Origin of the sequence: Adhaeribacter aquaticus DSM 16391 (assembly GCF_000473365.1) — a bacterium.
GTDB classification, from domain to species: Bacteria; Bacteroidota; Bacteroidia; order Cytophagales; family Hymenobacteraceae; genus Adhaeribacter; species Adhaeribacter aquaticus.
This window is the reverse complement of record NZ_KI421517.1, coordinates 3,125,132-3,140,472: the sequence shown is the minus strand read 5'-3', so window position 1 is coordinate 3,140,472 and position 15,341 is coordinate 3,125,132. Positions and strand designations below refer to the sequence as shown.

At 39.6% G+C, this 15,341-nt stretch carries 15 protein-coding genes and 1 tRNA gene; 10 read left to right on the top strand and 6 right to left on the bottom strand.

The features are described from left to right. Nucleotides 1-123: 123 nt before the first annotated feature. The 5 genes from ADHAQ_RS0116195 to ADHAQ_RS0116175 all read right to left on the bottom strand — a co-directional run bounded on the left by ADHAQ_RS0116195 (nt 124) and on the right by ADHAQ_RS0116175 (nt 6,821). Nucleotides 124-540: a hypothetical protein gene (locus ADHAQ_RS0116195; RefSeq protein WP_026463830.1), complete on the bottom strand. Its 417-nt coding sequence runs from the start codon at nt 538-540 to the stop codon at nt 124-126. Between the two features lie 120 nt (nt 541-660). After that, on the bottom strand, nt 661-3,834 hold the full coding sequence (locus tag ADHAQ_RS0116190) for an efflux RND transporter permease subunit (protein ID WP_026463829.1): 3,174 nt from the start codon (nt 3,832-3,834) through the stop codon (nt 661-663). A gap of 38 nt (nt 3,835-3,872) precedes the next feature. Then, nucleotides 3,873-4,925: an efflux RND transporter periplasmic adaptor subunit gene (locus tag ADHAQ_RS0116185; protein ID WP_026463828.1), complete on the bottom strand. Its 1,053-nt coding sequence runs from the start codon at nt 4,923-4,925 to the stop codon at nt 3,873-3,875. Nucleotides 4,926-4,938: 13 nt separating this feature from the next. Next, nucleotides 4,939-6,291: a TolC family protein gene (locus tag ADHAQ_RS0116180; RefSeq protein ID WP_245590624.1), complete on the bottom strand. Its 1,353-nt coding sequence runs from the start codon at nt 6,289-6,291 to the stop codon at nt 4,939-4,941. Nucleotides 6,292-6,359: 68 nt separating this feature from the next. Beyond that, complete coding sequence (locus tag ADHAQ_RS0116175) at nt 6,360-6,821, bottom strand: GbsR/MarR family transcriptional regulator (RefSeq protein ID WP_026463826.1); 462 nt, start codon at nt 6,819-6,821, stop codon at nt 6,360-6,362. A 629-nt stretch (nt 6,822-7,450) separates the two neighbouring features. Between ADHAQ_RS0116175 and ADHAQ_RS26000 the strand changes: the two genes are divergently transcribed. The 8 genes from ADHAQ_RS26000 (at nt 7,451) to ADHAQ_RS0116125 (ending at nt 13,235) form a co-directional block, all read left to right on the top strand. Continuing rightward, nucleotides 7,451-7,870 carry a tyrosine-type recombinase/integrase gene (locus tag ADHAQ_RS26000; RefSeq protein WP_051359972.1) on the top strand — a complete coding sequence of 140 codons (420 nt, stop codon included), beginning with the start codon at nt 7,451-7,453 and terminating at the stop codon, nt 7,868-7,870. 165 nt (nt 7,871-8,035) lie between these two features. Next, nucleotides 8,036-8,638, top strand: coding sequence for a hypothetical protein (locus ADHAQ_RS0116155; RefSeq protein WP_026463825.1), 603 nt, complete (start codon nt 8,036-8,038; stop codon nt 8,636-8,638). 133 nt (nt 8,639-8,771) lie between these two features. Then, entirely contained in the window at nt 8,772-9,251 is a 480-nt protein-coding gene (locus tag ADHAQ_RS0116150) for a GNAT family N-acetyltransferase (protein WP_211240591.1), read from the top strand. Between the two features lie 202 nt (nt 9,252-9,453). Then, nucleotides 9,454-10,080 carry an FMN-binding negative transcriptional regulator gene (locus ADHAQ_RS0116145; RefSeq protein ID WP_026463823.1) on the top strand — a complete coding sequence of 209 codons (627 nt, stop codon included), beginning with the start codon at nt 9,454-9,456 and terminating at the stop codon, nt 10,078-10,080. 72 nt (nt 10,081-10,152) lie between these two features. Then, nucleotides 10,153-10,629 (top strand): hypothetical protein, encoded by a 477-nt coding sequence (locus ADHAQ_RS0116140; protein WP_026463822.1) that lies wholly within the window; start codon nt 10,153-10,155, stop codon nt 10,627-10,629. An 83-nt stretch (nt 10,630-10,712) separates the two neighbouring features. Then, a complete protein-coding gene (locus ADHAQ_RS0116135) occupies nt 10,713-11,303 on the top strand; it encodes a hypothetical protein (protein WP_026463821.1) in 591 nt (196 codons plus the stop codon). A gap of 160 nt (nt 11,304-11,463) precedes the next feature. Next, entirely contained in the window at nt 11,464-12,477 is a 1,014-nt protein-coding gene (locus ADHAQ_RS0116130; protein ID WP_026463820.1) for a zinc-binding alcohol dehydrogenase family protein, read from the top strand. 230 nt (nt 12,478-12,707) lie between these two features. Further along, nucleotides 12,708-13,235, top strand: a complete 528-nt coding sequence (locus ADHAQ_RS0116125; RefSeq protein ID WP_026463819.1) for a flavodoxin family protein — start codon at nt 12,708-12,710, stop codon at nt 13,233-13,235. 138 nt (nt 13,236-13,373) lie between these two features. Here the strand turns inward: ADHAQ_RS0116125 and ADHAQ_RS0116120 are convergent. Then, nucleotides 13,374-13,447 (bottom strand) — tRNA-Ile (locus tag ADHAQ_RS0116120). 109 nt (nt 13,448-13,556) lie between these two features. Here ADHAQ_RS0116120 and ADHAQ_RS0116115 point away from each other — a divergent pair. Further along, entirely contained in the window at nt 13,557-14,186 is a 630-nt protein-coding gene (locus tag ADHAQ_RS0116115) for an HAD family hydrolase (RefSeq protein ID WP_026463818.1), read from the top strand. Continuing rightward, complete coding sequence (locus ADHAQ_RS0116110; RefSeq protein ID WP_034256873.1) at nt 14,176-15,318, top strand: site-2 protease family protein; 1,143 nt, start codon at nt 14,176-14,178, stop codon at nt 15,316-15,318. Before ADHAQ_RS0116115 ends, ADHAQ_RS0116110 begins: the two co-directional genes overlap by 11 nt. The last annotated feature ends 23 nt before the right edge of the window (nt 15,319-15,341 follow it).

Sequence of the window (15,341 nt, the reverse complement as noted above, 5' to 3'; positions counted from 1 at the left end):
ATGTAAAGAATCATGGAATTTTCAATACCTAAATTTAAAAAATAGCATTTTGTTTAGCTGGAGGAAAGCAACATTAGTAAGTATGATTTCCTATTGTTAGGACAAAACCCAAATCACAACCCGCTATTCTAAAAGCCACGCCATGGCCATTTCGTTTTCCAAAAATGTTCTATACTGTATGGTTATAGTAGCATCAGCGTTAATTTCAGCCGATAATTTTTGTTCCTCTTTATCCTGTTCTATTTCAAATGCTAATATCCTGGCTATTTTTTGTAATCGGGTGCCGCGTAAGCCTTTCAAAACCTGCCTGATATAAATTGAATTATCTTTAGTGTTATCCAAAACAGGAATAACAGATTCAGCAGTGGTCTTTATTAATAGTTGTTTTATATCATAATTCCGCACTGTTTCAATTAAGGTCAGAAATGTTTGTTTTAGGTCCGGCAGCAAAAATAACTCAGCATTAGGCCATTCAACAGTCAAAATATCAGAACTGGGTTCGTAATTTAAAACCATAAGGGAATTTTGGTATAGTATCATGCAACAATTGGGCTTAAACTGTAAAGGATATGTTTTATTCCGCTGCCAAGAAGTAAAATTCAGGAGCTGGGTATTAACAAATAAGTAAACCCAGCTCCTGAAAGTAAGAGAAAAGGGGAATTAATAAGTATGAGCCATTTTGTGTTCTTCCAAGAGCGCGGTTTCGTGCTCTAACTCTTCTAATGATTTTTCTTCCAGTTCAATTTTTGTGCTTTTATCTAAACCAAACTTGGCCAGAACGCGATCGAAGAGGTAATAAATAATCGGCACCACAATCAGGGTCAGGAACATGGAACTGCTCAAGCCACCAATCAGGGCCCAGGCCAAGCCGTTTTTAGAAGCCGCTACAGCCCCGCCGGCCAAAGCTATCGGCAACATACCAATTACCATCGCCAGGGTAGTCATCAGAATAGGACGGAAACGAATTCGAACGGCTTCTATTAGGGCGTCTTTTACCGGTACCCCTTCTGATTTAAGTTTGTTCGTAAAGTCGACCACCATAATGGCGTTCTTCGCTACCAGACCAATCATCATGATAATACCCAGAATAGAGAAGATACTCAAGGTTTCGGAAGATAAAGCCAAAGCCAGTAAGGCACCAATAATTGCCAACGGAATAGAGAACAATACCACAAATGGATACACGTAGCTGTCGTACAAGCCCACCATAATCAGGTACATAAATACAATGGAGGCTAATAAAGCAACCCCTAAGGTACCAAAACCTTCGGATTGGTTTTTCATATTCCCTTCGTAGCCAATGGTTACGCCGGTTGGCATTTTTATTTTACCCAACCGCTCCTGAATTTCGGCACCTACCGAACCGGAAGGGCGGCCTACCACAAAGGAATTTACATTCACTGAAGTAACCCGGTCGGTACGTTCCAATTTAGACGGACCCGATGATTGCCTGATGTCGGCAAACTGTCCTAACCGGATAAGCTGGCCCTTATTATTGACAAATGACAAGTTTGCAATATCAGTTACGTTCTGGCGGTTGAAAACATCCAGCCGAATATTAATATTGTAATTGTTTATTCCGTCCCGGTATTCAGCATCGGTGTTGCCGCTAAAAGCTACCTGCATACCGGCTCCCACGTTTTCAAGCGTAAGACCCAGACTTGCCATTTTATCGCGATCCACAGCTACTTCAATTTCCGGGTTACCCCCTTCTACCGAGGTTTCCACATCCGAAGTACCTTGTACCGCGATTACCTGGTCCATTACCCGCTGCGAAAAAGATAGCAGCGTATCTAGGTTGGGGCCTGATAAAACTATCTGAATAGGCGCCTGCGCACTACCCACCATCCCTACGGGTACAGGCGTTACTTTTACTCCGGGTATCAAATTTTCTACATCGGCTTTTACTATCCGGCTGAATTTTTCAGTACTGAAATCCCGTTTTTCTACGTCAACCAAAGCCACAAATACTTCCGATTCGTAGGCATTGCCCTGGCCTTGCTGCGAAGTAGAGGTTGAACCAACCGTGGTAAATATATTTTTCACCTCCGGATATTTCTGCAAATACCGTTCTACCTGCCGCGTAACCTGGTTGGTTTGTTCTACTGTGGAATTTTTAGGTAATTCTAACTGAATATTTACCTCACCCCGGTCGCCGTTGCCAATAAATTCACTACCAATAAAACCACCAGGTATTAGCATAACCGAACCAATAAAGGCTCCTATGGTAAGCAAAATAACAATGATTTTATGGTTAAAAGACCATTTCAAAGCCGTAGTAAACCCATCAATCACCCCGTCCAGGAAGCGCTCGAAGGCCATAATGAAACGGCCGAACATATTTTTATCTGAAACATGTTCCAGGCGGGAAAACCGGCTAGCCAGTAATGGAATCAAGGTAAAGGCCACGAACAAGCTTATTAAAGTAGCTACCGCTACCACCACCGCAAATTGCCGCAGAATATCCGATACCAGACCAGTAGACAAGGCCAGTGGCACAAATACGACTACAATTACCAGGGTAATAGAAGTTACGGTGGCACTGATTTCCCGAATACCATCGTAAGCCGCCTGCGCGGGCTTTTTGCCCATTTCCATGTGGCGGTGAATATTTTCAATTACCACAATCGCGTCATCTACCAGGATACCTACTACCAGCGATAAGGCCATTAACGACATTAAATTCAGAGAGAAACCGAATAACCAGATAGCGATAAACGTGGCTACCAAAGAGGCCGGAATGGAAACCATTACAATAATAGCATTCCGGATACTGTGCAAAAACAACAGCATTACCACGGCCACCAGAATAACGGCCAGCATTAAATCATGCAGCACCGAATCGGCCGCTTCTAAAGTAAAGGTAGAACTGTCGTTGGCAATATTAAATTTCAGGCCGACATTAGCATACGTTTTTTCTAACCCTGCCAGAGCGGCCCGGGCTTGTTCACTAACTTCCACGGCGTTGGCATCTGATTGCTTCTGAATGGTAATACCAACCGAAGGATTCGCATTTATCCGGCTCAGAATATCAATATCTTTCTGGGAATCCTGCACCTCGGCTAAATCGCTTAACCGCACCGCCCCATTCATATCCTGCCGGATAACCAAGTTTCTAAGCTGGTCCAAGGACTGGAATTTACCAGCCAGACGAATCTGGGTTTGTCCATTGGCATCTTTAATTTCGCCGGTAGGGAAATCGAGGTTGGAATTCCGGATTGTCTGCAATACTTGTAGAATAGGAATGCCGTAGCTCTCCAATTTATTCGCATTAATATTTACTTTGATTTCCCGCTCCTGGCCACCTAATACTTTTAAGGAAGCCACGCCCTGCACCCGGGCCAGCTGCGGCTTAATTTCCTTATCAATCAAATCGAAAAACTGGGTAGCCGGCATGTTGGCGGTTGCCCCCATTTTTATAATAGGTAAATCATCAAAGTCGAATTTACCCAGGGTTGGCGCATCAACATCGTCCGGCAGGCGCGATAATATGGCATTCACTTTTCGCTGGGCATCCTGTAAACTTAAATCTACATTGGTGCCTTGCTTTAAATTTATAACAATTACCGAAAAGCTTTCCTGCGAGGTACTTTTAATATTGTCCACGTTCTCCAGCGAAGAAATCGCATCTTCAATTTCTTTCGTAACCGAGTTTTCTACTTCTGAAGGCGAAGCTCCAGGATAAATGGTAGAAATGGTAAGTACCGGCGGACTGAACTTAGGTAAAAGCTCGTAGTTGAGCGAATTATAGGAAACAACGCCGAGTAAGGTAAGGATGGTAAATACCACCACCACAATAGTTGAGCGTTGTATGGATATTTTTGTAATATTCATTTTCTTTTTTGTTTAAATCTGAACCAGAAATTAAAAACTTACAGAGCCGTTACTTTTGAGCCTTCACGTAAGTTAATCTGCCCGCTTTGCACCACTTTCTGACCCGTTGCCAGCCCTTCGGCCACTTCAACCTGGCCTTGGGTAATGGTGCCAATTTTAATTTTCTTTAACCGGGCAATATTATTTTCTACTACATACACCGCCGGATCTTGTAAACTTCCCACAATGGCTTCGCGCGGTAACAACAAAGCATCGCGTTCTTCGGCTAATTCAAAAGCGGCCGTACCATACATACCGGCCCGTAAGCTGTTATTGCCCGGGTTTTTAAGTTCAATTTCCACGTCGTATTTCAAAGCAGCATCGGCCTGGGCCGCAATCGCTTTCACGGTTCCCTGGTATTCCTGCGTGGCATTTACATCGGCCCGCACGTCAACCTTGTCACCTTTCTTAATCAGCAATACCTGGGCTTCGTCTACTTTCACATTCAATTTCAAGCGGTCCACATTCACGATATCGTACAGTTTGGTAGCCATGCCCAAATAAGAACCTACTTCAATGTACATCTCATTTATCTCACCGTTAATAGGGGAAGTAATGCGGGTTTTGTTAACGCGTTGCCGGGCGGCTATTAATTGGGCCTGGCTGGTTTTTACAGCTAAGCGGGCTTCTTCCAACTGACGTTTGGTAATGGCTTCGCCGGCGGCCAGGTTTTCGTAACGGCCTAAATCCCGCTGGGCGCGCTCGTAATTGGCCTGGGCCGTGGCCAGGTCGGCGTTCATGGTATTGGCTTCTACTACCAGTAATAAATCTCCGGCCCGTACCCGGTCGCCTTTGCGTTTTAAGACCTGCTTTATCTGACCAGAGGTTTCCGACATTAAAGCTAAAGTTTGCACGGGTTTGAAGTTACCCTGGGCGGTAAAGGATTTATCAATTTTGCCCAATTTTGGCTCCGTTATCTGTACAGCAATAGCTTCGCTTTTTATTTCGGCTACGGCAGCTTCGGTAGCCATTTCCTTTTTGTTATCTACTAATTTATAAGCAACTAAACCAACCAGGGCAAATGCCACGATGATATAAATAATCTTTTTCATTTTAAGTTTTATGCTATTTGGTTAATGTGTTTAATTCTCCTTTGGCTTGTAAGAAGGTTAATTGGGCCAGTTGGTATTTTAATCTTTCGTTATTTAAATTGGTTTGGGCTTCCCGCAGGCTTACCTCGGTATCCAAAACATCGGTCAAAGGGGATAAACCTTCTTTGTAAAGCTCGTTGGTGTTGCGGTAAACTTCCTGCGCCAGGCTCACATTGCGTTCCTGGGCCTGAATGGAAGAAAGGCTGGTTTGCATTTGGGTAATGGCATTATCTAAGGCCATTTGGGTTTGGCGGGTTAATAAACTTAAATCCTGTTCTACTTTAGCTACCTCTACCTCGGCCTGGCGGATTTGATTTTTTCTTTGAAAACCATCGAAAATAGGTATATTCAATCTAACGCCTATACTCACGGCATTAAACCAAGGCTGGCTGGTATCCAGAAAATTAAATTCTTTTCGCATAGCATTATAGCCATAATTACCAAACCCATTTAAAGTTGGGAAATACCCGGCCTTGATATTTTTCACGTTTAGTTTATTAAGCTCCTTTTGAGTAGTTAAGACTTTAAATTCCAGCCGGGAAGCAATAATATCCGCTGCATTTTCATTTGTCGGAACCTGCGTATTTAAAACAACTACCGAATCAGTCAGCGCAATAGGTTGTTCCAGAGGCATGCCCATAAAAAACTTTAAGGCATTTTCCTGCTGCTTAAGCCCTGCGTTTAAAGAAGTCCGCTGATTTTCCAGATTAATTTTATTAACCGTTACCCGGTTTAGCTGTACTTTAGTAGCTACATCGTTTTTATATTGCAGCGTTAATATTTTTTCTAATTGTTCGAGGCGGTTAAAGTTCGCATCGATGATATTAAACTGCTGCTTGGTTTGCAATACCTGTAAATAAGCTGAGCTGACATTGTAAATAATTTCTTCCTGGCTCATTTTCGTGCGTAAACTATACAACTCACGGGTAGTACTAGCAGCTTCCAGGCCCACAAAAAATGATTTCCGGAAGAGCATTTGCTGTAACTCTAATCCTCCTTGAGCAGCATACTTAGTACCAAACTGTACCGGAATCAGCCTTCCAGGTTGCCCGGCTATTTCCCCTGGTAACAACTGGGTAGGCAGTGCCGGATTCACGGTAAGTTGTCCGCTACCGGCTACCTGAGGCAAGCCAGAACCTTTCGTTTCCCGGATTCTATACTCGGCAGTTTTTTCATCTAATAATGCCTTTCTGATGCTTTCATTATTGGCGAGCGCATATTGAAGGGTCTGAGACAGCGATAATTTGGCTTCTGGTACTGGGGATTGGGAAAAAGCCGTTCCAAACAAGGATAATCCCAGGCCTAGCATTAATATTTTCTTTTTCACGTTTAAGTTTTAATTGTTTTGATATTATTATTTAGTTCTGAAAACAAAGAACTAATTGGGCAAAAAAATTATTTGCGTTTATTCTCCCATTCTCGGAATAAGATGGGCATCTGCTCGGATACATAGTCCATGAAGTCGATGACTTCTTCTATATTTTTATTGTATTCCGGCGTTTCTTTCGTACGGATTTCTAACACCTCCCGTAAAACCACATTAAATTTGGTCATACTTTCAATTCTCCGGGTAAATGCATTCCGCCAATCAGATATTTTTAAGCGGAAATAGCGCCGTCGATCACCGGAAAAAGTAATATATTCAATGCGTTCGGTTTGCAGCAATAAGTTTACGCCGTTGCTGGTAGCGCTTTTACTGATGCGCAGGAAAGCGGTTATTTCATCAAAGGTTAATTCTGGTTTATCAGAAACATAAAGCAATCCTATAATCCGGGCTGCCACTGGCTGCAAGCCTTCGTGTTCGATGGCAATCCCGATTTTTTCGATTAAGGTTTTTTGCTTCTCAGTTAATACCATTTTAATTTTTTTGCTTTTCCAATTAACAAATTTATTTATTTTTTATTCTTTAACAAGTCAAAGGTAATAACAAGTTCCGTTAGTTCATAATTTACAGAACTAAAATTTTATTATTTTTTACTCCCTGAAAAAAGGTATCTTGATTATTTAATAATGGAAATAAATACCAATACAAAGATCTAAGCTGATTAAACCATTGCATCAGATCCTTAAAAAGATTTTAAAGTTCAAATGGGCAAAGCAAAAGATGGCTAAGAAAATGATAGCCTCTAATAGGCTTATTTAATATGTTTAAAATGGCAACCCCTGATTAAAGATTCAACTTCTCATCTCATGGCAAAACTCCAGCTAACAAGAGTAATAAAATTTCCCTTCAGGTAGAATTCCTATCTACCCAGTCTAGTTTAGGCTGTTCCAATTCAGTTTAACACCCCCACCTATATTACAGTTACTCCATACATTGGTACACCTATTGCCAAAATCCTGTAGGCATAACTTCAGTGCAATGTATTCTTATATTGGAGGAAATGCCGAAAGTGCAATGCATGTACTAGTGCGTTTTTCTATGGTTAAATTCAGGAGAAACAATCTGCATCCTGTTTAGGCATCTAACTTATTAATCTAAGGATTTGGTTAACCTAAGGATTTGGGATAGTGATCCGGACAGGAAAGTCTTAAACATCCGGAGTGGTAAGGGTAAAAAAGATCGAATCACCTTGCTTTCGGAGAAAATCCATACTTATTTAAGGCAGTATTATCGGGAGTATAGACCAAAGGTATGGCTCTTTGAAGGTCAGCAGGGAGAAGCTTACAGTTATGAGAGCGCTAGGAAGATTTTTCAACGGGCTTGTATGGCAGCGGGAATCAGAAAGCAGGTATCGCTGCAAACCCTAAGACATAGCTCTGCGACGCATTTACTGGAACAAGGAGCCGACTTAAGGTATATACAGGCTTTGTTAGGCCATTACTCCAGTAAAACAACTGAGATTTACAACCACATTATCCGGAAAGGCCTGGAAAATATTAAGAGTCCTTTTGATAATTTATAATTCGGATTATTCTAATTCGTGATTTTTACACCAATTTACAAATAGCTGAAAATTAAAGAGATTAACCTTGTAAACACCGAAATATCTGAATCTCTCAAAAACTACACTTGTATGAAAAATATCAGTACCGGTACAGGTATCTTGGCGTTCTCATTAATTTAAAAAATGATACTTATCCAAAATCAGGTGTTCAATCTAAAGAATTTTGAGGTTCCTGCATTTGCTTTAAGTAAAGGAGAAATGATTAGGTTCTGGGTTGAGGTTGTTCCACAATCCGAAACCGTCACCGATGGTTATTGGGCGCCAAGCAAATTGATAGAAAGCCTCCAATCTACTCACCCTGGTAAAGAAATAAAAAGGGTATGCCCAGCTAGGGTGAAAAGAAATTTCTTCGACTTTATCCAACCGATAACATTAGATGATTATCTGAGAACCAGATTTAACCTTAACACAAAAGCAATTAACGAGAAACTTTCCTTCTTTAGCTTAAAGCCTGAGTGGAAGGTCAAAAACTTAGGCTACGCTCACCAAAAGATATTTGCAATCATTTGTGAGTTTCCAAAAGAAAGAATCGTCAGCTTCGACTACTATGGATTTGCACCAGATAGTGAAGAACAATTGACAAAATATGTGAAGGCAGAATTAGAGAAGGGAAAATCAGCGATAAGTTTTGATAACCTTTACTATAAGCCAGAGAATCCTGATTCAGAGAGAATAAAGAATCTTGACATTAGGCAAAGAAGAAAAACTAATGAGAACAACAGCTAAACAGCAGCATCGGCCTACGGCCTCCGCCGCCGTTTAGCCCAACCGTTATCTGCCATTTTAAGACAGATCAAAAGCCGACAACCTATAATGAGTTAAATAACAAATGACAATACAAAATAGTGCACCTGAGGACATGAGCGAAATTCTCAGGCTTTACGAAATCGCTAGAAGCTTTCAAAAGACTAAGGGAGTTGTTCTTTGGCCGGAGTTTGACAAGACACAAATCGAAACAGACATCTTTGAAAAAAGACAATGGAAAATCGTCATTGATAATCAAGTTGCTTGCATTTGGTCGACAACCTTCCATGACCCACAAATATGGGAAGAAAGAAATAAGGACCCTTCAGTTTATATTCATCGAATTGCAACTAATCCAATTTTTAGAGGACAAAATCTGGTTGGCCAAATTGTTAATTGGTCGAGAAATTACGCAGAAGAAAATGGTAAAAAGTTTATCCGTATGGACACTGTAGGTGAAAACAGAGGACTTATTAACTATTATCAAAAATGTGGTTTTGTATTTTTAGGACTTTTGAAGTTAAAAAATACAGATGGTTTACCAGCACATTATAACAATGCGACTGTAAGCTTATTTCAAATTACATTAGACTAAATAACAAAAGTGAAGAAAAAAACGGCAGGTAAAAGAATGTTTAAATTATGCTCGGCTGACGTGCTTCTCGACGTTTTATGCCTTTTGTTTACTTCAGTGCAGCTCAATATGGAAGTGCTTTTAAGCGGGCACAATATAAACGCTTAACGTTACCTGCCAATTTATAATTAAATAAAATAATACCATTTATAGGTATAAAATTATGTACATTCCAAATCAGTTTGCTGTGACAGATAAGGCAGAAATTGTTGAATTTATGAAGAGGTTTAGTTTTGCCACGATTATTACTGCAAAAGACGGATTGCCAATAGCAACACACTTACCTGTTATCGTAACCACCAAAGACGATAATATTATTCTTACTTCACATATGGCCAAGGCAAACGAACAATGGAAAGACTTTGAAAACAATAAAACATTGGTAATTTTCAGTGAACCTCACGCTTATATTTCGCCTAAGCATTACGACAAAGGATTAAATGTACCTACCTGGAATTACATTGCTGTGCATGCTTATGGACAAGGTACCCTCATCACGGATGCGGACAAGGTCATTGAAATAATTGAAAGAACCATTAATACCTACGACCTTTCCTATAAACAACAATGGGATAATTTCCCAAGCGACTATAAACTAAGACTTATACAAGGTCTTGTAGCTTTTGACATTATAATAACGGACTTACAAGGAAAGAAAAAGCTGAGTCAAAACAAGAATGATAATGAACAGCAAAAAATTATTAATGCCCTTTCAAAAAGTGAAGACACAAATGAGCAATTGATCGCAGATTATATGAAAAATAATGCACAAAATAAAAACAGCAGGTAACGGTTTTTATATGCAAAACCCTTGCTGCGCTACGGCCTTTGCATATAAAAACCGTTACCTGGTATTACAATAATGAAAGAAGAACCAAAAGGGATAAAAGAATACCTGGACTACTGCTTAGAAACTTATTACGAGAAAATTTTGGAGAAGCATGGTTTTAAATTAGAAAACCAACTTATGTCGGGTATGGCTGCTTTATACTCTTTCAAGAATGACAGATTAAGAATTGACTTAGTCAATGACAGGGGATTGATTGAAACAAGAATAGCATCAATCTACAGCAATGAGAGCTACTGCGATCTTGATTTACTAAATGTACTAATTATTTTGAAGAAGGAAGGTAAAGTGAGTTTAGATAAACAAACTTTGAGCACCATTCCAATAAAGAGATTGAGCCTAAGAGACATAGCTGAATTGTTAAATTTAAATATGGAGTTAATAAGAGAGCTTTTTAGTAAGGAAAACTTTCTTCAGACAAACAAGTTTTTAAACGTTATTGGTGAAAGGCGAGCGGAGATTCTTTTTAGGAAGTGGATAAAGAAAAAATAACACCATCTAACAAGACCTAAAAATCATTGCTGCCCTGCTGGGCAGCAATGCCTTTTAGCCAAACCATTGAGAGTAATTGAATTATGAAAAATATTTTGATATTTATTCTTTCTCTATCATTCACTTATTCCTTTGGTTGTAGTTGTGCTACACCTGATACAAAGGAAGGTATTGCTAAATTAATTAGCGATGCTGACATAGTTGTTGAAGGTACTCCTTATTCAATAATAAAAAGCAACAAATACTCTGGTGACAATCAGAAAAAAGAAGGGGTAAATCTTTTATTTGATGTTACTTCTATAATCAAAGGGAACCTAAATAATAAAGTGTTAGCCATAAATCAGGAGATATTTGGAGGTTGTGCAGAGTATTACAAAATAGGTAATCGCTACCTCCTATTTGGTTATGAAATAAAAGGATTCCAGAGTAAAAAAAAGGAAAGTAACAACTCTAAAAGACCTATTGACTTGCCGCCAGGTATGGGAGAAGGAATAGATAAGAATGGAATTTTTACAAGTTTTACTTACGACAAAATAGAAATTAATTATTGGGAGAAATTATTAATAAAATATCGGGTTTTTACAACAAGCTCTTGTTCGACATTCGAACCCAATTCAGATATTGCAATATCTGTTAAAATACAACAACTCTCAACCAAAGCTAAAAAGCATTAAAAAATGCTTTTTAGCCGGGCCGTTAGCCGTCACCTTTCCAACAAGTAGAACTGAAGAATTTAAGAAAAGAAGATTTTTGACAACAACTACAGGAATTTATTTGATACAGTTTTCAGAACTATTAGTTAAAATATAAAAGAAACAAAAAACAACAGTTATTATGAAAGCAATTGGATTTAAAACGTCATTGCCCATTGATGAAGCGGATAGCTTCATTGAGTTTGAAAAGGAAATACCAACTGCGAAAGGAAAAGACATTTTGGTAAAAGTTGAAGCCATATCGGTCAATCCTGTAGATTATAAAATAAGAAGAAACAGCCTCAAAGACAAGCGGCAGGATACTCCCAAAGTCATTGGTTGGGATGCTATAGGTACAGTAGAAGCTACCGGCGATGAAGTTACCCTCTTCCAAAAAGGTGACAGGGTATTTTATGCAGGAGACTTGACAAGAGAAGGCTCTAACCAACAATATCAGTTAGTAGATGAACGCATTGTAGGGTTAGCCCCTAAAAGTCTAAACATTGAACAAGCAGCCGCCATGCCGCTTACTTCCCTTACTGCCTGGGAAATGTTCTTTGACCATTTCCAATTGAGCAAAGAGAAAGATGCAGGCAAAACTCTTCTTATTATTGGCGGTGCAGGAGGTGTTGGCTCCATTGCCATCCAACTGGCTAAAAAGCTGCTGGGGTTAACCGTGATTGCCACCGCTTCAAGAGACGTTACCATTGATTGGTGCAAAAAAATGGGGGCAGATCATGTAGTCAACCACACCAACCTTGTGAGTGAGGTAAAAAACATTGGCTTTGAACAGGTAGACTATATTGTAGACTTTGTAGACTTGAATCAATATTGGGAAGCCATAGTAGAACTCATTAAGCCGTTGGGAAAGGTAGGTTGTATCAGCGACCCGACAGAACCTGTAAAGTTACAGCAGCTAAAGAGAAAGAGTGTCAGCTTTTATTGGGAGCTGATGTTTACACGTTCTATGTATCAAACAGAAGACATGATAGACCAGCACCATATTTTAAACAAAATTGCTCAACTGCTGGATGATGGCATATTACAACCAACACTTCATACCACCATGCATGGCTTGACTGCCGAAAACATGAAGGAAGCACACCGTTTATTGGAAAGCGGCAAAACAGTTGGAAAAGTTGTCGTGAAATTTTGAAAGACAATACCGCATATTAACCATTCAGGCTGGTTCAACCAATAACGATGCTGAACAAAAGGCGAACGGCTAACATCAGTTTTGTGCAATAGCGGCTTGAAGTTCTTAATCCAAGCAGTTGAATGAAGATTTATCTATAGTAATCGTTTCGACTGAAGGTACGCTAATGCCGCTACTGCACAAAGCAGTTCAACGTTAGCAACAACCTAAATACAAGAATTTAAATCTAAATGAAGAAAGGAATCATAATCGTCGGCAGTTCTAACAGTAGTGGTACTACTCACAAAATAGCTTCTTTTATTGGTGCAAGAACTAATTTCCAAATCACAGATCTAAAAACCAAAACTATAGGAGAATTCGATTATGAATTTAAAAATAGGAATGATGATTTCCTCCCTTTGATCAGGCAGATAGTAGAAGGCTATCAGACCATCGTTTTTGCAACCCCGGTATACTGTTATGCCATGAGCGGTACTATGAAAACCTTTTTCGACCGACTTTCAGATTGCCTGAAAACAGAAAAAGAAACCGGCAGGAAATTAAGAGGAATGGAGATGGCCGTTATTTGTTGCGGTTGTGATCAGAAGTTAAAAGATGGGTTTTATATGCCCTTTATTGAAACAGCAAAGTATTTAGGCATGACGTATCTGGCAGATATCTATTGTGTGGAGGAGAATGGTCTCCCTTTGATCAATGAAGCCGAGGTGAATGTATTCTTAAAGGTCATAGAAGATGGACACTCAGTTATATCTCAATAGGATAAATTATAAAAACCAAGTTTCAGTAAGCAAGAAGAACCTTTTGAGCTACAAGCAGACATACACCAAAGCTTAATTAATGTGTCCAAATAAAAAAGCCACTTACAAGTTTTACCTCGTAAGTGGCTGATTATAAAGTGGGCCCACTTGGAATCGAACCAAGCACCTACTGATTATGAGTCAGTTGCTCTAACCGAATGAGCTATAGGCCCGTCAAAAAGAATCAAGATTCTCTTTGATTTTGGAGGTGCAATTCTACATATTTGCAGCGCATTTTCCAAACAAAATGCTAACCTTTTTATAAAAAAATTTGATTTCTATATGGATCTAACTGGTATTAAAAACATTATCTTCGATTTAGGGGGTGTTATTATTAATATAAAAATTCAGCAATCGCTGGACGCTTTTCAGAAATTAAGTAAATCCGGAAAAATAATTGAGTTTACCCAGGCAAAGCAATCCAAGTTATTTGACGACTACGAAACCGGCCGCATCGGTGACGACGAATTCCGGGCTGGCCTACGCCAATTGTACGACATTGAAGCAACCGACGAACAAATTGATGAAGCCTGGAATGCCCTGCTTTTAGATATTCCGCAAGAACGGATAGCGTTACTCCAGGAATTAGGAAAAAAATACCGGTTGTTCTTACTTAGTAATACCAATGCTATTCACCTGGTAGCCTTCTCCAAAATAGTAACCGATAATTTTACCATTCCGAGTTTAGATTCTTTGTTTGAAAAAGCGTATTATTCGCACTTAATTGGGCAACGCAAGCCAGATGCCATCGTATTTGAGCAGATACTGGCGCAACATAACCTGGAACGTTCTGAGACTTTATTTATTGATGATAGCATTCAACATATTGAAAGTGCTAACAAAGTAGGACTTAAAACAATTTTCCTGGAGCCGCCCCTCACCATCAACCAAGTTTTTAAGAATGCTTTCTAACAAAGCAAAAAATTACGCACTGCATTTATTTCTTTTTGTACTAACCCTGATTACCACTACCCTGGCCGGTGCCGAATGGATATACGGCCGGCCTTTTCTTGGTCTATCAGAAAGTTACGATTTTAAGTTTTGGCTTAACTGGGCCCAGGTAAAAAACGGATTGCAATTTTCTTTACCTTTTTTATTTGTATTAACCTGCCACGAATTTGGGCATTATTTTACAGCAAAACTGTACCGCATTCGGGTTACCTTGCCTTATTATATACCTATTTGGTTGGGGTTTACCTCTACTATTGGTACTATGGGGGCTTTTATAAAAATAAAAGATCGCATCTTCTCTAAAAAGGAGTTTTTTGATGTGGGCATTGCCGGACCAATTGCCGGATTTATAGCAGCCCTACCCTTGTTATATTATGGCTTTACCCATTTACCCCCACCCGAATATATTTTTCAAATTCATCCGGAGTACCAACTCTTTGGCTCTAATTATGCTCAGTACGTGTACCAGGACCAAGGTGGCTCTTTTGCGTTGGGCCAGAATTTATTGTTTTTATTTTTTGAAAAGTTTGTTGCTCCCGATCCAGGCCTCATTCCAAACCGGTACGAAATTATTCATTATCCTTTTCTTTTTGCCGGTTATTTATCGCTTTTCTTTACTGCCTTAAATTTATTACCTATCGGGCAGCTAGATGGAGGACATATCTTATATGGACTTATTGGCTTCCGGAACTTTAACCGCATTTCGCCAATACTTTTTGCAATTTTTATCGGCTATTCTGGTTTAGGTATTTTAACCCCGGGCTTACCTTTTGAGGTAGCACAATGGGTGTACCCCATATATGCTCTTTACCTTTATATTATATTTCGAAAGGCTGTACCTAAAGCCCTACATGCTCTCTATATAGCCGTGGGTATAATGGTTCTACAGTATGTATTGGTTTTAATTTTTCCTACCCTAAGAGGCTATCACGGCTGGCTTGTATTTGGATTGATTCTAGGCAAGTTTTTGGGCGTTTTTCACCCCCCGGCCCCTGACGAGCGTCCGCTATCTGCAGGCAGAAAGCTTTTAGGTATTTTAGCCCTTATTATATTTATTTTATGCTTTTCTCCTACTCCATTTATTATTGAATAAATGGAGTAGCCTGGACCAAGGAT

Bases quoted from the DNA above. Each gene is read 5' to 3' on its own strand.
- ADHAQ_RS0116195 (WP_026463830.1), bottom strand. From the start codon at position 540: ATGATACTATACCAAAATTCCCTTATGGTTTTAAATTACGAACCCAGT.
- ADHAQ_RS0116190 (WP_026463829.1), bottom strand. From the start codon at position 3,834: ATGAATATTACAAAAATATCCATACAACGCTCAACTATTGTGGTGGTG.
- ADHAQ_RS0116185 (WP_026463828.1), bottom strand. From the start codon at position 4,925: ATGAAAAAGATTATTTATATCATCGTGGCATTTGCCCTGGTTGGTTTA.
- ADHAQ_RS0116175 (WP_026463826.1), bottom strand. From the start codon at position 6,821: ATGGTATTAACTGAGAAGCAAAAAACCTTAATCGAAAAAATCGGGATT.
- ADHAQ_RS0116155 (WP_026463825.1), top strand. From the start codon at position 8,036: ATGATACTTATCCAAAATCAGGTGTTCAATCTAAAGAATTTTGAGGTT.
- ADHAQ_RS0116150 (WP_211240591.1), top strand. From the start codon at position 8,772: ATGAGCGAAATTCTCAGGCTTTACGAAATCGCTAGAAGCTTTCAAAAG.
- ADHAQ_RS0116145 (WP_026463823.1), top strand. From the start codon at position 9,454: ATGTACATTCCAAATCAGTTTGCTGTGACAGATAAGGCAGAAATTGTT.
- ADHAQ_RS0116140 (WP_026463822.1), top strand. From the start codon at position 10,153: ATGAAAGAAGAACCAAAAGGGATAAAAGAATACCTGGACTACTGCTTA.
- ADHAQ_RS0116135 (WP_026463821.1), top strand. From the start codon at position 10,713: ATGAAAAATATTTTGATATTTATTCTTTCTCTATCATTCACTTATTCC.
- ADHAQ_RS0116130 (WP_026463820.1), top strand. From the start codon at position 11,464: ATGAAAGCAATTGGATTTAAAACGTCATTGCCCATTGATGAAGCGGAT.
- ADHAQ_RS0116125 (WP_026463819.1), top strand. From the start codon at position 12,708: ATGAAGAAAGGAATCATAATCGTCGGCAGTTCTAACAGTAGTGGTACT.
- ADHAQ_RS0116115 (WP_026463818.1), top strand. From the start codon at position 13,557: ATGGATCTAACTGGTATTAAAAACATTATCTTCGATTTAGGGGGTGTT.
- ADHAQ_RS0116110 (WP_034256873.1), top strand. From the start codon at position 14,176: ATGCTTTCTAACAAAGCAAAAAATTACGCACTGCATTTATTTCTTTTT.